This window comes from Streptomyces ochraceiscleroticus, assembly GCF_000720485.1.
Classification (GTDB): Bacteria; Actinomycetota; Actinomycetes; order Streptomycetales; family Streptomycetaceae; genus Streptomyces; species Streptomyces ochraceiscleroticus.
The window spans coordinates 26,475-42,551 of record NZ_JOAX01000039.1 but is presented as its reverse complement, the minus strand read 5'-3'; the positions used below and the strand labels follow the sequence as shown (position 1 = coordinate 42,551).

Below are 16,077 nucleotides of genomic sequence, written 5' to 3'. Positions count from 1 at the left end.
TCGACTCCGCTGACTGAACGGAGCTCTCCGGTGAAAGTGGCAGTTGTCGGCGCCGGAGCGATCGGTGCCTATGTCGGAGCCGCGCTGCACCGCGGCGGCGCCGAGGTTCATCTCCTCGCCCGTGGGCCGCACTTGGCGGCCATGCGACAAAACGGCGTACGGGTACTGAGCCCGCGCGGGGACTTCACCGCCCGGGTCCCGGCCACCGGTACCCCGGAGGACATCGGCCCGGTGGACTACGTCTTCCTCGGCCTGAAAGCCAACTCCTATGCCGACTGCGGCCCGTTGGTGCATCCGCTGCTGCACGAAAAGACCACCGTGATCGCCGCGCAGAACGGCATCCCGTGGTGGTACTTCCACCGGCTGCCCGGGCCGTACACCGGCCGCCGCATCGAGAGCGTCGACCCCGGCGGCGCGGTCAGCGCCGTACTGCCGCCCGAGCGCGCCATCGGCTGCGTCGTCTACGCGGCGACCGAAATCCAGGAGCCGGGCGTGGTAAGGCACTTGGAGGGCACGCGGTTCTCCGTAGGCGAGCCCGACGGAAGTATGTCCGCGCGCTGTACGGACTTCGGCGAGGCCATGCGGGCCGGCGGGCTGAAGTGCCCCGTGGAACCCGCGCTGCGCGAGGACATCTGGATCAAGCTGCTCGGCAACATCTCGTTCAACCCGATCAGCGCGCTGGCCCGGGCCACCATGGCCGAGATCTGCCGGCACGCCGACACCCGCGAACTGGTCGTCGCGATGATGCACGAGGCACTGGACGTCGCGGCGGCCGTCGGCTGTCGGCCCGCGATCTCCGTCGAGCGGCGGCTCGCGGGCGCCGAGCGGGTCGGTGACCACAAGACGTCCACCCTCCAGGACCTGGAGCGCGGCCGGCCGCTCGAACTGGACGTCCTGCTGGCGGCCGTGGTCGAGCTGGCCGATCTCACCAAGACGGATGTGCCCACGCTGCGCGCCGTGCACGCCCTCGCCGACCTCCTGGCCTGCACCTCAGCCCGCACTTCGGGCCGTACCTCGGCCCCTCCCCCCGCCCGTACTTCCGCAGGGAGCGCACCGTGAAGAAGAAGGACCGGCGGCCGGAGGCGTACCGGCGGCTCACCCACCCCCTCGTACGGGACGGCCACGGCTCGCTCGTACGGGCGAGCTGGGACGAGGCACTGGACCGCGCGGCAGAGGGGTTCGCGCGGGCGCGCGCGGAGCACGGCCCGGACGCGTTCGGGATGTTCTCGTGCTCTCGCGCCACCAATGAAATGAACTATGTGGCGCAGAAGTTCACCCGCGTGGTGATGGGCACCAACAATGTGGATTCCTGCAACCGTACGTGTCACGCGCCGAGCGTCGCCGGGCTCTCCGCCGCCTTCGGGTCGGGCGGCGGCACCTCCTCGTACGAAGAAGTCGAGCACACCGATCTGATCGTGATGTGGGGCTCCAACGCCCGCTTCGCGCATCCGATCTTCTTCCAGCATGTGCTGAAGGGCATACACAACGGCGCCAGACTGTATGCGGTCGACCCGCGCCGTACCTCCACCGCCGAGTGGGCGGAGCACTGGCTCGGCCTCGACGTCGGCACGGACATCCCGCTCGCGCACGCCATCGGCCGCGAGATCATCCACGCCGGGCTCGCCAACCATGCCTTCATCCGGCGGGCGACCAGTGGTTTCGAGGCGTACGCGGAAGAGGTCGAGCCGTGGACGCTGAGCGCGGCCGAGCAGGTGACGGGCGTGCCGGCCGCGGCGATCCGCGGCCTGGCGCACGCCTACGCGACCGCCGAACGCGCCCAGTTGTGCTGGACGCTGGGCATCACCGAGCATCACAACGGCACCGACAACGTCCGCGCGCTGATCAACCTGGCGCTGCTGACCGGGCACGTGGGCCGTTACGGTTCCGGGCTGCAACCACTCCGCGGCCAGAACAACGTGCAGGGCGGCGGCGACATGGGTGCCATCCCCAACCGACTGCCCGGCTTCCAGGACCTCCTCGACCCCGGCGTCCGCGAGAAGTTCGAGTCGGCGTGGTCGACGGTGATCCGGCCGCGGTACGGCCGGAATCTCACCGAGATGTTCGAGGCGATGGAGAGCCGCGAGCTGCGCGCCGTGTACTGCATCGGCGAGAATCCCGCCCAGTCGGAGGCGGACAGCGGCCAGGCGATGCGCCGTCTGAGCGCCCTGGATCACCTCGTCGTGCAGGACATCTTCCTCACGAAGACCGCCGAGCTGGCCGATGTCGTGCTGCCCGCGACCGCGGCGTGGTGCGAGACGGACGGTACGACGACCAACAGCGAGCGGCGGGTGCAGCGCGTACGCAAGGCCGTCGAGCCGCCGGGCGAGGCGCGCGAGGACATCGACATCATCTGCGCGCTGGCGGCCCGGCTCGGCCATGACTGGACGTTCGCGGACGCCGAGCAGGTCTGGGACGAGCTGCGGTCGGTGTCGCCCGAGCACTACGGCATGACGTACGACCGGCTCGCGGAGCACCAGGGCATCCAGTGGCCGTGCCCGTCCCTGGACCGCATCGAGCCGTCCTATCTGCACGGCAGGCTGTGGGAGGCGGATCCGGCGCGGCGCGGCCCGCGTGCGCCCTTCGGGATCGTCCGGCACGACCCGCCGGTGGATCCGACGGACGAGGAGTACCCGATCCGGCTGACGACCGGGCGGCGGCTGGACTCGTACAACACCGGGGTGCAGAGCGGGAGTCTGGCGTCCCCGCTGCGGCGGGGCGAGATGGTCGAGCTGTGTCCGGAGGACGCGGCGCGGCTGGGCGTGGTGACCGGCGAGGAGGTACGGATCGCGTCGCGGCGCGGGGCTGTCGTGGCACCCGTGTGGGTCGATCCGGGGCTGCGGCCGGGGCTGGCCTTCATGACGATGCACTTCCCTGACGAGGTGGACACCAACTCGCTGACGATCGAGGCGAACTGCCCGATCGCGGGGACGGCGGAGTTCAAGGCGTCCGCGATACGCGTGGAGAAGTTGACGGGCGGGACGGCGGCCGGTGAGCAGCCGACCGGCGACAAGCTGACCGGTGAGCAGCCGACCGGCGACCGTATACAGTCTGCGACCGCCACGACCGCCGCGAGCACACAGCCCACAGCAGCCGCCGGGCGAGGTGAGTGACCATGGACCTGAAGTACTCCCCCACCGCGCGCCCCACGGACGAGGAACGCGCCGCGGTCGACGATCTGCTGGGACCGCCGGAGAGCGGCTGGGACGGCGGGGACGGGCGCGACGGTGACACGCTGCGCTGGGCGCGCGGCGGCCGGGCCGCGCGCGACCGCCGCGACCTGCTCCTCCCCGGCCTGCACGCGCTCAACGACCGCATCGGCTGGCTGAGTCCGGGCGCGCTGGACTACTTGTGCCGACGCCTGACCGTGCCGCCGGCGGAGGCGTACGGCGTGGCCACCTTCTACTCGCTCTTCTCGGTCGCCCCGCGCCCGGCCACCGTGCTGCGCGTCTGTACGGACCTGGCGTGCGCGGCGAAGGGGTCGGCCGAGGTGTGCGCGGGGCTGGAACGGGAGTTGGGCCCGGCCGGTACGCCTTCGGAGGGCGCGGTGTGGCAGCCGAGCCCGTGCCTGGGCCTGTGCGAGCGCGCACCCGCCGCGCTGGCCGTACGAGCGGGCACGCCGGCACCTGCGACTGCGGTGGTCGCGCCGGCCACGCCCGGCACCGCGGCAGCGGCGGCGCGCGCGCCGCAGGACGCCGCGCCGGAGCCGTACGCCGAGGAGGCCGTGCCGCAGGCCGGCTCCCCCGGTCTCGTCCTGCTGCGCCAGGTCGGCACCGTCGACCCGGCCTCGCTGGACGACTACCGGGCGCACGGCGGGTACGCCGCGCTCCGGAGGGCCTTCGCGCTGGGTCCGGCCGGGGTGATCCGCGAGGTGACCGAGGCGGGGCTGGTCGGCCGGGGCGGCGCCGCCTTCCCGACCGGCCGCAAGTGGGACGCCACCGCCCGGCAGCCCGACCACCCGCACTACCTGATCTGCAACGCCGACGAGAGCGAGCCGGGCACCTTCAAGGACCGGGTGCTGATGGAGGGCGACCCGTACGCACTGGTCGAGGCGATGACGATCGCCGGGTACGCGACCGGGGCGCACCACGGTTACCTGTATCTGCGCGGTGAGTACCCGCGGGCGCTGGCCCGTATCCAGTATGCGATCGACCAGGCGCGTGCCAGAGGGCTGCTCGGCGACGACGTACTGGGCCAGGGGTACGCCTTCGACATCGAGATCCGGCGGGGCGCGGGCGCGTACATCTGCGGCGAGGAGACCGCGATCTTCAACTCGATCGAGGGGCAGCGCGGGGAGCCGCGCAGCAAGCCGCCGTTCCCGGTGGAGAAGGGCCTGTTCGGCAAGCCGACGGCGGTCAACAACGTCGAGACGCTGGTGAACGTGCTGTCCATCCTGGAGCGGGGAGCGGCGGCGTACGCGGCGACCGGTACGGAGGGCTCGACCGGCACCAAGCTGTTCTGCGTCTCGGGCGCGGTGGCCCGGCCGGGGATCTACGAGCTGCCGTTCGGGGTGACGCTGGGAGGGCTGCTGGAGACGGCGGGCGGCTGTACGGGGACGCCGCGCGCGGTACTGCTCGGCGGCACGGCCGGCGGCTTCGTGCGCCCCGACGAGCTGGACATCCCGCTGACCTTCGAGGGAACGCGGGCCGCCGGGACGACGCTCGGCTCGGGTGTCGTCATGGTCCTGGACGAGACGGTCGACCTGCCGCGCATCCTGCTCCGGATCGCGGAGTTCTTCCGGGACGAGTCGTGCGGGCAGTGCGTGCCGTGCCGGGTGGGGACCGTGCGCCAGGAGGAGGCGCTGCTCCGTATCAAGGACCGTACGGGGGCCGCGGCCGCCGACGACATCGCGCTGCTGCGGGAGGTCGGCCGGGCCATGCGGGACGCCTCGATCTGCGGCCTGGGCCAGACCGCGTGGAACGCCGTGGAATCCGCCATCGACCGTCTGGGGGTCTACCAGTGACCGCTGTCCCGTTGCAGCCGCCGCGCCGGCTGATCGAGTTCACCCTCGACGGCGAGGCCGTCCGCGTGCCCGAGGGCGCCACGATCCTGGACGCCTGCCGGGCCGCCGGCAAGGACGTGCCGACGCTCTGCCAGGGCGACACGCTCACCCCGAAGAACGCCTGCCGGGTGTGCGTGGTGGAAGTCGAGGGCGCACGGACGCTCGCTCCGGCGTGCTCCCGGCGCGCGGAGCCGGGCATGGCCGTCCGTACGGACACCGAGCGGGCCCGGCACAGCCGCAAGGTGGTCCTGGAGCTGCTGGCCTCCTCGGTCGACTTGTCGACCACACCGCGTGCCGAGGAGTGGATCAAGGAGTACGAGGCGAAGCCGGAGCGCTTCGGCGCGGAAGCGGCCCGCATGAACGAAGCACCCAAGGTCGACAACGACCGCTACGTCCGGGACTACGACAAGTGCATCCTCTGCTACAAGTGCGTGGACGCATGCGGCGAGCAGTGGCAGAACACCTTCGCCATCGCGGTCGCCGGGCGCGGCTTCGACGCCCGGATCGCGGCCGAGCAGGACGCGGCGCTGCCGGACTCGGCGTGCGTGTACTGCGGCAACTGCATCGAGGTGTGCCCGACGGGCGCGCTGAGCTTCAAGTCGGAGTTCGACCTGCGGGCGGCGGGTGAGTGGGACGAGGAGCGGCAGGCGGAGACGACGACGGTGTGCGCGTACTGCGGGGTGGGCTGCAATCTCACCCTCCATGTGCAGGACAATGAGATCGTCAAGGTCACCTCGCCGCACGACAACCCGGTGACCCATGGCAACCTCTGTATCAAGGGCCGCTTCGGCTATCAACACGTACAGAACCGGGACTGATCAGTATGGGCAGGGTCACCGAGCGACGGCGCGTCATCCGGATCCGCGACGGAGCCGTGAGCACCCGCCCGGACACCCTGGTCGCCGAGGAGCCGCTGGAGATCCGGCTCGGCGGCAAGCCGCTCGCCATCACGATGCGCACGCCCGGTGACGACTTCGCGCTCGCGGCCGGCTTCCTGGTCAGCGAGGGCGTGCTCGGCAGCGCGGCCGAGCTGGCGAATATTGTCTACTGCGCGGGGGCGACCGACGACGGCAGCAATACATACAACGTCGTCGACGTGCAGCTCGCGCCCGGCGTCGCCGTCCCGGACATCACCCTTGAGCGCAACGTCTACACGACGTCCTCGTGCGGGCTGTGCGGCAAGGCGAGCCTGGACGCGGTGCGGACCACGGCACGCTTCGCGCTCAAGGACGACGACGCAATGACCGTCGAGCCGGCCACGCTCTCCGTTCTCCCCGACCGGCTGCGCGCCGCCCAGCGGGTGTTCGACCGTACCGGCGGGCTGCACGCGGCCGGACTGTTCACGGTCGACGGTGAACTGCTGGATCTGCGGGAGGACGTCGGTCGGCACAATGCGGTCGACAAAATCATCGGGCGGGCGCTGCAACAGGACCGGCTGCCGCTGTCCGACACCGTCCTGATGGTCTCCGGGCGTGCCTCCTTCGAGCTCGCCCAGAAGGCCGTGATGGCGGGCATTCCCGTGCTGGCGGCGGTCTCCGCGCCGTCCTCGCTCGCCGTCGACCTGGCCGCCGAGACCGGCCTCACCCTGGTCGGCTTCCTGCGCGGCAGCTCGATGAACGTGTACGCGGGCGAGCACCGCATCGCCCTCGACTCGCTGGGCTGACGGCCTTCAGGGAGCAGCGCAGAATGAGGGCCTGACGGCCTATCAGGGGGCAGACGGGCCCGGCCGGCGGGGTGCGCCCCCTGCGCCGGCCGGGCCTCCCGGCCGTTCCCGGCCCGTCCGTACCGGCGCGAGGCCACTGGCCCCCGGCCCCTCAACTGCAGCGGTCGTCCAGTCCCGGTGCGGCGATCCGGGTGAGCAGGTCGATGAGCTGGTCGCGTTCGGCGGGGCTGAGCGCCGCGGTCAGCTCCGCGTTGGCCGCGTCGCCGAGCTTCTGCGTACGGCGCAGCGTGCGGGTGCCGGTCGGCGAGATGGTGACGGCGTTCTTGCGGCGGTCGCGCGGGTCGGGTGCGCGGGTGACCAGTTCCTCGGCCACCAGATCGTTGACGATCATGACCATGTCCTTGGGGTCGATGCTCAGGCTGCGGCCCAGGTCCGCCTGGGAGACCGGGCCCAGTTCGGCCACGGCCGACAGCACGGCGTGGTGCATCATCCGCATGCCCTCGCGGGCCAGCGCGTCGGCGACGAGCCGATGGCCGCGTGCCGCGGCACGGCCGAGGAGCCAGCTGGGGAGGGCCCGGATGCGCGTGGGTACATAGGGGGTTTCGGCCATGCCCTCAGCCTATCGAGCGAATGCAAAAAACATTGGGGCAGCCAATGAATTCTGCGGTACCGTCGACAGCCGTTGGGGACCCCAACGTTTCGGCGGCTTCTGGAGGTACGCGTGCGGCGCATCCGGTTCTACGAGTACGGCGGTCCCGAGGTACTGCGCTTGGAGGAGGCCGAGGCGCCCGCGCCCGGCCCCGGTGAACTGCTGGTGCGTACGGAGGCGATCGGGGTGACGCTGCCGTCCGTGCGCGCGGTGCGCGGCGACGGCAACGGCGGCGGCCCGCCACTGCCCGGCGTGCTCGGCGGCGAGGTCGCCGGGGAGGTCGTCGGCACCGGCCCGGACGTCACGGCGTATACGGTCGGCGACCGGGTCACCGGACTGCCCTTCACGGGCTCGTACGCCGAACTGGTCACCGTGCCCGTCGCGCCGGCGAGCCGGATACCGGACGGCGCGAGCGCGGTGGACGCGGTGGCGCTGGTGCGCGGCGGCCATGTGGCGCTCGCCGCGCTGCACACCGCACAGCCCGTGGCGGGCACTTCCGTCCTGGTCACGGGCGCGGCCAGCGCGACCGGGCATCTCGCGGTGCAGCTCGCGAAGATCCGTGGCGCGCGGCGGGTGGTCGCTGCCGTGAGCGGCGCCGCCGGCCCGGCCAAGGCGGAATTCCTGCGCGGACTGGGCGCCGACGAGGTGGTGACGTACGAGGCGGAGTCCTGGGGCGAGCCGGCCGAGATCGCCCTGGACGGGGTCGGCGGCGAGCTGCTGCCACGGGCGCTCGCGGCGTGCGCGCCCGGCGGCCGGCTGATCTTCTTCAACTCCGGCGGCGGCACGGTACCGGCGTACGAGCTGCTGGCCGGCGCGAAGACGATCACCGGCATGACGATGCGTCGCTTCGCTGCCCGGCATCCGGAGCTGTACGTGCGGCACGGCGCCGAGCTATGGGCACTGGCGCGGGAGGGCCGGCTGCGCCCGGCGGTGCACGCCGAGATCCCGCTCGCGGAGGCGGCCCGCGCGCACGCGGTCATCGAGGCGCGCACCAACCTCGGCAAGGTCGTCCTGATTCCCTGAGCCCCCGCGTACGAGCCCCGGCCGGGGCCGGAAGGGACCCCCCGGCCAATCCGGGTGACGCGCGCTCCTTGCCGGGGCGCCTGCGGGACAAGTACCTTCCTCCGCACGAACATGGGACGTGGGATGTCCATACGTGGGATGTCCAGATGATCCGTCCGACGGGCCCCGGGGAAGCATCCCGGACCCGCCGCACGGCCGACGCCGATGCCTCGCCGATGCCTCGAAGGGCAGGTCGGACCATGACGTCAGATCCGAGCGAACACCGCAGTCCCGGCCCGAGACGCGGGCGACGCCGTTGGTGGGCCACGCTGGCCACGGCGGCGCTCGCCTTCCTCCCCCCGACTCCCGCACACGCCCAACCCCCCACCGAGGCGGCTCCGGCCGGCCTCACCCAGCAGGTGCTCTTCAAGGCCGCCCAGGAAAAGGGCTACGCCTGCTTCCGTATCCCCGCGATTGTCACGACCCCGCGCGGCACCCTCCTCGCCTTCGCCGAGGGCCGGGTGAACGACTGCGGGGACGCCGGCGACATAGACCTCGTGCTGAAACGGTCCACCGACGGTGGCCGTACCTGGGGCCCGCTCCAGGTCGTCAACGAGGGCGGCGGCGACACGCACGGCAATCCGGCGCCGGTCGTCGACCGCCGCACCGGCCGCGTGGTCCTCGCCGAGACGTACAACAAGGGCCGCACCGACGGCCGCAACTGCGATATACCGTGCGACCGCACGCCGCACCTGCAGTACAGCGACGACGACGGCCGCACCTGGTCCAAGCCGCGGGACATGACTTCCGCGCTCCGGCCGCCGTCGTGGAACTCCTGGTACGCGACCGGGCCCGTGCACGGCATCCAGCTCACGCACGGGCGGCACGCCGGACGCCTGGTCTACGCCGTCAACGCCGAGAGCTACGGGGGCGGCCGGATAACGGCCAACCACGCCGCCCTGATGCACAGCGACGACGGCGGCACCACCTGGCGCACCGGCGCGGTCGACACCTGGCCGACCGCACCGGACGGAACGTTCCGTCAGAAGCCGTCCGAGATGACGCTCGTGGAGCGCGCGGACGGTGGGATCTACGTCAACGGACGGGAGCAGGACGGTACGGACCTGGGGCACCGCACGGCGGCGGTCAGCCGGGACGGCGGCCAGTCCTTCGCCGAGCCGTTCCGGGCCATCCCTGACCTGTACTCGCCCATGGTCCAGGGTTCGGTGCTGCGGCTGCGGTCGCGGGCCGCCGACGGCTACAGCAGGCTGCTGTTCGCCGCGCCCGCCGATCCCGACCGGCGGCGCACCATGACGATCCGCTCCTCCTACGACGAGGGCCGCACGTGGGAGGGCGCGGAGAGAGGTGCGGTGATCACCACCGACTGGTCCGGTTACTCGGACATGGCGAACATCTCGCCGGGCGAGGCCGGGCTGCTCTACGAGGGCGGCGCGGTGGACGCGCGGGACGAGATCCGCTTCGCGCGGTTCACCGAGGACTGGCTCGGGCCGCGTCGCGGGCCGGACCCGACGACGCCGGACGGCGGGGCCGGTGCCCGGCCGGCCGCCGTGCTGGGCGGCGCCCGTACGGCCGACGGCCGCTTCGGGCGGGCACTGGCGCTGGACGGCAAGGACGACGCCGTGCGGCTGCCGTTCCGCTCGTCGCTGCCGCTGGGCGACCGCGACTTCACGTGCAGCCTCTGGTTCCGGTACGAGGCGAAGAGCGGCGAGCAGCCGTTGCTGTGGATGGGCGGCGTGGGCAGCAGGGCGCCGCAGGTGGCGCTGCGCGCCGATCCCGCGAAGGACCGGCTCACGGCGGACATCACGGCGCTCGTGGGTGCCGGGCCCGCGAAGTCCGCGCAGGCCGCCGTGGCCGGCGCGGCCAACGACGGGCGCTGGCACCACCTCGCGCTGCGCCGGTCGGACGACCGTCTGTCGCTCACTGTGGACGGTATGCACACCGCCTCGGTGGCGGACGTGCCCGGCTCGGTCAGCCGGAACGACACGTTCGGGGTGCACCTCGGCCAGAAGCCGGACGCGCGGGCGTACTTCACGGGAGCGCTGGACGAGGTACGCGTCTACGGGCGCGCCCTGAGCGACCGTGAGCTGGCCGCGGTACGGGAGCACAACGCACCGGCCGCGGCGCCGGCCGTGCTCCGGCTGCCGCTGGACCAGGTGCGCGGGGACTGAGAAGGAGGTGGGGCGGGGACGGCCGGTCAGCGGGTCTGGGTGCGGTACGCCAGGTCCGGATAGTTGACGATCAAGCCGTCCCCGTCGCACTCCAGGTCGCGCTGGAAGGTGCCCGAGGTGTACCGCACCCGGGCGCCTTCCTCCGTACGGGCGAGATGCTCGTACCGCTGCCGGGAGGGCTGTACGGCCAGCTCCGGGACCGACACCCACGCCATCACGTACTCGCGTTCTCCCGGCGAGCGGTGCAGGCCGTGGCGCAGCAGCGGCATGGTGTTGGTGAGCGGGCACAGTCCGAGGTCGCAGTCGAGCGCCTCCTCCAACCCCGCCAGCGGCTCGCCGCCCGCGGTCCACCGGCCCTCGTCGTCGCGGCGCAGGTCCAGCTCGCGGCTGCCGGCCGCGCTCTCGGCGCGTACCCGCAGCCGCCGCGTCACGAAGTCCTCGCCGGTCTCCAGCTCGTACGTGATCCAGTACGCCTCCGGTACGGTGCCCACCGCCCGGCCGTGTGCGGACAGCGTCCGCTCGCCGAGGTCGACCCAGGCGGTCTCGATGCCCTTGCTCGCGGTGACGTCCCAGGTGAGGACGTGATGGCCCGTCATGCGGGCACCCTAGCGGCGCGCCGCCACCGGGTCGGCGGCCGACACGGCACCGGACGACCCGGCCTGCGCGTCCCCGTCGGCGGCCGTCACGGTCTCGGCTGCCTCCGCCCGGCGTGCGTACCGCTTGGCGAGCACCGCGCAGACCATGAGCTGCATCTGGTGGAAGAGCATCAGGGGCAGCACCGCGAGGCTGGCCTGCGCGCCGAACAGCACGCTGGCCATCGGCAGCCCGGCCGCCAGGCTCTTCTTCGAGCCCGCGAAGGTGATCGCGACGCGGTCGGCGCGCGGGAAGCCCAGCTTCCGTGAGCCGTATGTGGTCAGCGTCAGCATCACGGCCAGCAGCACGGCCTCGACGGCCACCAGCTCCGCCAGCCGCCAGAAGGAGACCCGGCCCCAGATGCCCTGGACCATGCCGGTGCTGAACGCGCTGTAGACGACGAGCAGGATCGAGCCGCGGTCGACGTAGCCGAGCACCTTCTTGTACCGGGTGAGGAAGCCCGAGATCCAGCGGCGCAGCAGCTGTCCGGCGACGAAGGGCACCAGCAGCTGGAAGACGATCGAGAGCAGCGAGTCGACGGAGAATCCGCCGCCGTCGCCGCCCAGCAGCAGGGCCGCCAGCAGCGGCGTGATGACGATGCCGACCAGGCTGGAGAAGGAGCCCGCGCAGATCGCCGCCGCGACGTTGCCGCGCGCGATGGAGGTGAAGGCGATCGAGGACTGGATCGTGGAGGGCACCAGGCACAGGAAGAGCAGGCCGGTGTAGAGCTGGGGCGTCAGCACGTACGGCACGAGGCCGCGCGCCGCCAGGCCCAGCAGGGGGAAGACGGCGAAGGTGAACGCGAGGACGGTGAGGTGCAGGCGCCAGTGGCGCAGGCCGTCCATCGCCTCGCGGGTGGAGAGCCGGGCGCCGTAGAGGAAGAAGAGCAGGGCGACGGCGCCGGTCGAGGCGCCCTCCGCGCCGGTGGCGGCGGCGCCTCTGGCGGGCAGCAGCGCCGCCAGCACGACCGTGCCGATGAGCGCCAGGATGTATCCGTCCACGGGGAGCCAGGAGGGGATCTTCAACTGAGGGCGGCGCATGGTCTCTCTATCGGTCGGTGGCTCGGGCTGGGGTATGCGGTCATCCCGATGCGGTGTCCCGCATCCGGTGTCCCGTATGCGGTCTGTCGTATGCGGTGTGCCGTATGCCCCGGGGCATGGACGGTGCCCTCTCCAGGGTGCGCCTGATCGCGGCAATCGGGAAGCCCTCTTACCGTAGTCACTGTCATGCCGGAACGTGATGGGCGGGAGTAGGCTCGGGGCCGTGTTCGATCCCGTACAGCTACGGACCTTCCTGGCCGTGGCGCAGACCCTGAGCTTCACGCAGGCCGCGCAACGCCTCGGTGTGCAGCAGTCGACCGTCAGCCAGCACGTGCGGAAGCTGGAGGCGGCGGCCGGGCGCCGGCTGTTCGCGCGGGACACCCACGGGGTGGAGCTGACCGAGGACGGCGAGGCGATGCTCGGCTTCGCGCGCACGATCCTGGAGGCCAACGAGCGGGCCACGGACTTCTTCGCGGGGACGCGGCTACGCGGCCGGCTGCGGTTCGGCGCGTCCGAGGACTTCGTACTGACCCGGCTGCCGGAGGTGCTGGAGGGGTTCCGCCGGGACCATCCGGAGGTCGACCTGGAACTGACGGTCGAGCTGTCGGGGACGCTGCACGAGCGGCTGGCGGCCGGGCGGCTGGACCTCGTACTGGCCAAGCGGCGCCCGGAGGACGGGCGGGGGCGGCTGATCTGGCGGGACAAGCTGGTGTGGATCGGCAGCGAGCGGCTGCGGCTGGACCCGCAGCGGCCCGTACCGCTGGTGCTCTTCCCGCAGCCGGCGCTGACCCGGGCCCGCGCGCTGCAGGCGCTGGAGGAGCAGGGCCGCGAGTGGCGGATCGCCTGTACGAGCGGCAGCCTCAACGGACTGATCGCGGCGACCCGCGCGGGGCTCGGCGTGATGGCGCACTCGCTCGGCATGATCCCGCCGGGGCTGGTCCGGGTGGGGGCCCGGGCGGGCCTGCCGGACCTCGGCGGCGTCGACTTCGTCCTGGTGCACGGCCGCCCGGACGCCCCGGCGAGCCGCCCGGCCGAGGCGCTGGCGGCCGCGATCCTGGCGGGCGGCGACCGGCTGCACCTCTGAGAGCGCGCGCACCGGCCGGGTCAGAACCCGCTGTCGTCGAACTGGTCCAGGAGCACATCGGCCGGCGTCTCGATGGCCGCCGCGCTGGCCCCCGAGAGCTGCTGTTCGGTCCAGATGACCTTGCCGCCGGGGGTGTACCGGGTGCCCCACCGCTGCGACAGGTGGGCGACGAGGAACAGTCCGCGGCCGCCCTCGTCCGTGCTCGTCGCCCGGCGCAGGTGCGGGGCCGTGCTGCTGCTGTCCGCCACCTCGCAGATCAGGCAGCGGTCGCGGAGCAGCCGCAGCCGGACCGGCGGCGTGCCGTACCGGATCGCGTTCGTGATCAGCTCGCTGAGGATCAGCTCCGTGCTGAACCCGATGTCCGACAGGCCCCACTCCGCGAGCTGTGCCCCGCACTCGGCGCGCAGCCGGCCCACCTCCGCCGGGTCCGGGGCCACCTCCCAGTCCGCCACCTTCGTCGGCGCGAGCAGCCGGGTGCGGGCGACGACCAGCGCGATGTCGTCGGAGGGGCGCTCGGGCACCATCGCGTCGACGGCGGCCTGGCACATCTCCTCCGGGCTGCGGCCCGCGGCGCCCTCCAGCGCCCCGGCCAGCATGTCCAGGCCGATGTCGATGTCGCGTTCGCGGTCCTCGACCAGGCCGTCCGTGAACAGCACCAGGGACGAGCCCTCGGTCAGCCGCAGTTCGGTGGTCTCGAAGGGGTGGCCGCCCAGCCCCAGCGGCGGGGAGGGTGCCACGTCCGGGTAGGTGACCGTGCCGTCCGGGCCCATGAGGGCGGGGCCGGGGTGGCCCGCCGTGGCCACCGTGCATACCCCGCTCACCGAGTCGTAGATCGCATACAGGCAAGTCGCGCCCGTCACGCCCTCCCAGCCGCGGGTACCTTCGCTGTCCTCCTCGCTGTCGATGCGGGTGACCAGCTCGTCCAGATGGCCGAGCAGTTCGTCCACCGGAAGGTCCAGCGAGGAGAAGTTGTGCACCGCGGTCCGCAGCCGCCCCATCGTCGCCGCGGCGTGCAGCCCGTGCCCCACCACGTCGCCCACCACCAGCGCCACCCGCGCGCCCGGCAGCGGGATCACGTCGAACCAGTCGCCGCCCACCCCGGCCTGGGCCGGCAGATACCGCCAGGCCACGTCCAGCGCGTCCTGCTCCGGGAGGCCGCGGGGCAGCAGGCTGCGCTGGAGGGTCACGGCCATCGCGTGCTCACGCGCGTAGCGCCGGGCGTTGTCGATGCAGACCGCGGCCCGTGCACTGACCTCCTCGGCGAAGGAGAGGTCCTCCTCCTGGAACGGCGGGGACTCCGCCGACCGCCAGAAATTGACCATGCCCAGCACCACGCCGCGGGCCCGCAGCGGCACCGTCACCAGGGAGTGCACGCCGGCCCGCAGCAACGCCGCGCCCCGCATCCGGTCCTGGTCGGACCACTCGTCCGTGCGCGTCAGGTCCGCCACGAGGGCCGCCCGGCCTTCGTTCAGGGCCCGTACCTGTGGGGTGGTCGACACAAAGTGGATCAGCTCGCCGAGGGGGTACAGGCCGGGCTCGCCCGGTCCGCCCTTGGACGCCGTCCGCCGCATCCGCCACCCGGCGTGCACCGAGGGCTCGTCCCCCTCGGTCACCGCGTCCAGCAGGTCGACCGTGACGATGTCGGCGAACCGCGGTACGGCCACCTCCGTCAGCTCCTCCGACGTGCGCACCACGTCCAGGGTCGTACCGATCCGCACCCCCGACTCGTACAGCAGCTTCAGCCGCTCTCCGGCGACCTCGGCGCGGCCGGTCAGGGCGGCGAGCTCGGTGGTGTCGCGGAGCGTCGTGACGCTGCCGCGCGGTCCGCCCCCGCGCGCGGTCGACCGTACATTGACGGCCAGCAGCCGCTGGCCCACGTGGTGCACCTCGTCGGTGGCGGAGCGCCCGGAGCGCATCAGCTCCACCAGCCGGTCCGGCAGTCCGAGCTCGTCGACGGCCCGCCCGTCGAGGCCGTCGGGCAGCTCCAGCAGGCGCCGCGCCTCGTCGTTGACCAGCAGCAGCCGCCCGTCGCCGCCGAGGATCACCACGCCTTCCCGCACGGCGTGCAGGACCGCGTCGTGGTGCTCGTACATCCGGGTCATCTCGGCCTGGCCCAGGCCGTGCGTCTGGCGGCGGAGCCGCCGGGTCACCAGGGCCGTACTGCCGGCGGCCAGCGCCAGGCCCAGCCCGGCGGCGCCGAGCAGCACCGGCATCTGGCGGTCCACGGTGTTCTCCGCGCGCTCCAGGGTGATGCCGGCCGAGACCATGCCGGCGAGGGAGCCGTCGGCGCGGGTGATGGGGGCGGTGCTGTCCACGGCGTCCCCCAGGGGGCCGCCGGGAATGACCTCCGTGTACGGCTGTCCCTTGCGGGCGGCCGCCAGGGCCGCGCCGAAGGCACCGACCACGTGTTTACCGATCAGCTTCCGGTCGGGGTGGGTCACCCGGATGCCGTCCAGTCCGAAGACGACGATGTAGTCCACGTCGGCCCGTTTGCGCACCGCTTCGGCGCGCGGCTGCAGATCCGCCGTGGGGTGCGGGCCGTCCATCGCCCTGGCGACGCCGGCGGAGGCCGCGAAGGTCTCGGCCACGGACAGCGAGCGGCGCTCCGCCGCCTCGTTGCTGTCCCGTTTGGCCTGGAGGGCCAGGGCCGAGACCGCGGCCACCACCAGCAGCACCACGATGACCACTTGGAGGACGAAGACCTGTCCTGCGAGGCTGCGCGGATTCAGCAGGGAGCGCGACACTGCCCGCAAAGGGTGACGAATCCGACGATGTCCCGCCATATCCAATTTCTAACACTGCTGCCTCCCTCCTGCCG

General features: G+C 72.6%; 12 protein-coding genes. 8 read left to right on the top strand and 4 right to left on the bottom strand.

The window, feature by feature from the left end; genetic code table 11:
• The first annotated feature begins 30 nt into the window (after nucleotides 1-30).
• The 5 genes from IG84_RS0134085 to fdhD are packed head-to-tail and all read left to right on the top strand — an operon-like array spanning nucleotide 31 to nucleotide 6,662.
• A complete protein-coding gene (locus IG84_RS0134085) occupies nucleotides 31-1,059 on the top strand; it encodes a 2-dehydropantoate 2-reductase (protein WP_031066195.1) in 1,029 nt (342 codons plus the stop codon).
• Complete coding sequence (locus IG84_RS0134080; protein WP_078649765.1) at nucleotides 1,056-3,110, top strand: molybdopterin oxidoreductase family protein; 2,055 nt, start codon at nucleotides 1,056-1,058, stop codon at nucleotides 3,108-3,110. Before IG84_RS0134085 ends, IG84_RS0134080 begins: the two co-directional genes overlap by 4 nt.
• 2 nt (nucleotides 3,111-3,112) lie before the next feature.
• Nucleotides 3,113-4,960 carry an NAD(P)H-dependent oxidoreductase subunit E gene (locus IG84_RS0134075; RefSeq protein ID WP_031066188.1) on the top strand — a complete coding sequence of 616 codons (1,848 nt, stop codon included), beginning with the start codon at nucleotides 3,113-3,115 and terminating at the stop codon, nucleotides 4,958-4,960.
• On the top strand, nucleotides 4,957-5,817 hold the full coding sequence (locus IG84_RS0134070) for a 2Fe-2S iron-sulfur cluster-binding protein (RefSeq protein WP_031066186.1): 861 nt from the start codon (nucleotides 4,957-4,959) through the stop codon (nucleotides 5,815-5,817). Before IG84_RS0134075 ends, IG84_RS0134070 begins: the two co-directional genes overlap by 4 nt.
• A gap of 5 nt (nucleotides 5,818-5,822) precedes the next feature.
• Nucleotides 5,823-6,662, top strand: a complete 840-nt coding sequence (gene fdhD / locus IG84_RS0134065; RefSeq protein WP_031066183.1) for a formate dehydrogenase accessory sulfurtransferase FdhD — start codon at nucleotides 5,823-5,825, stop codon at nucleotides 6,660-6,662.
• 151 nt (nucleotides 6,663-6,813) lie between these two features.
• Here the strand turns inward: fdhD and IG84_RS0134060 are convergent, their stop codons facing one another.
• Nucleotides 6,814-7,272 (bottom strand): MarR family winged helix-turn-helix transcriptional regulator, encoded by a 459-nt coding sequence (locus tag IG84_RS0134060; RefSeq protein WP_031066180.1) that lies wholly within the window; start codon nucleotides 7,270-7,272, stop codon nucleotides 6,814-6,816.
• A 111-nt stretch (nucleotides 7,273-7,383) separates the two neighbouring features.
• Between IG84_RS0134060 and IG84_RS0134055 the strand changes: the two genes are divergently transcribed.
• Together IG84_RS0134055 and IG84_RS0134050 are read left to right on the top strand one after the other, a co-directional pair.
• Entirely contained in the window at nucleotides 7,384-8,334 is a 951-nt protein-coding gene (locus IG84_RS0134055) for a quinone oxidoreductase family protein (RefSeq protein WP_031066178.1), read from the top strand.
• 239 nt (nucleotides 8,335-8,573) lie between these two features.
• Complete coding sequence (locus IG84_RS0134050) at nucleotides 8,574-10,502, top strand: sialidase family protein (RefSeq protein WP_031066175.1); 1,929 nt, start codon at nucleotides 8,574-8,576, stop codon at nucleotides 10,500-10,502.
• Nucleotides 10,503-10,528: 26 nt separating this feature from the next.
• Here the strand turns inward: IG84_RS0134050 and IG84_RS0134045 are convergent, their stop codons facing one another.
• Together IG84_RS0134045 and IG84_RS0134040 are read right to left on the bottom strand one after the other, a co-directional pair.
• A complete protein-coding gene (locus tag IG84_RS0134045; RefSeq protein WP_031066172.1) occupies nucleotides 10,529-11,098 on the bottom strand; it encodes a putative glycolipid-binding domain-containing protein in 570 nt (189 codons plus the stop codon).
• A gap of 9 nt (nucleotides 11,099-11,107) precedes the next feature.
• Nucleotides 11,108-12,175: a bile acid:sodium symporter family protein gene (locus IG84_RS0134040; RefSeq protein WP_031066169.1), complete on the bottom strand. Its 1,068-nt coding sequence runs from the start codon at nucleotides 12,173-12,175 to the stop codon at nucleotides 11,108-11,110.
• Between the two features lie 223 nt (nucleotides 12,176-12,398).
• Between IG84_RS0134040 and IG84_RS0134035 the strand changes: the two genes are divergently transcribed.
• Complete coding sequence (locus IG84_RS0134035) at nucleotides 12,399-13,259, top strand: LysR substrate-binding domain-containing protein (protein WP_031066165.1); 861 nt, start codon at nucleotides 12,399-12,401, stop codon at nucleotides 13,257-13,259.
• 20 nt (nucleotides 13,260-13,279) lie between these two features.
• Here IG84_RS0134035 and IG84_RS0134030 read toward each other — a convergent pair whose 3' ends face one another.
• A complete protein-coding gene (locus IG84_RS0134030) occupies nucleotides 13,280-16,042 on the bottom strand; it encodes a SpoIIE family protein phosphatase/ATP-binding protein (RefSeq protein WP_031066163.1) in 2,763 nt (920 codons plus the stop codon).
• Between the last annotated feature and the right edge of the window lie 35 nt (nucleotides 16,043-16,077).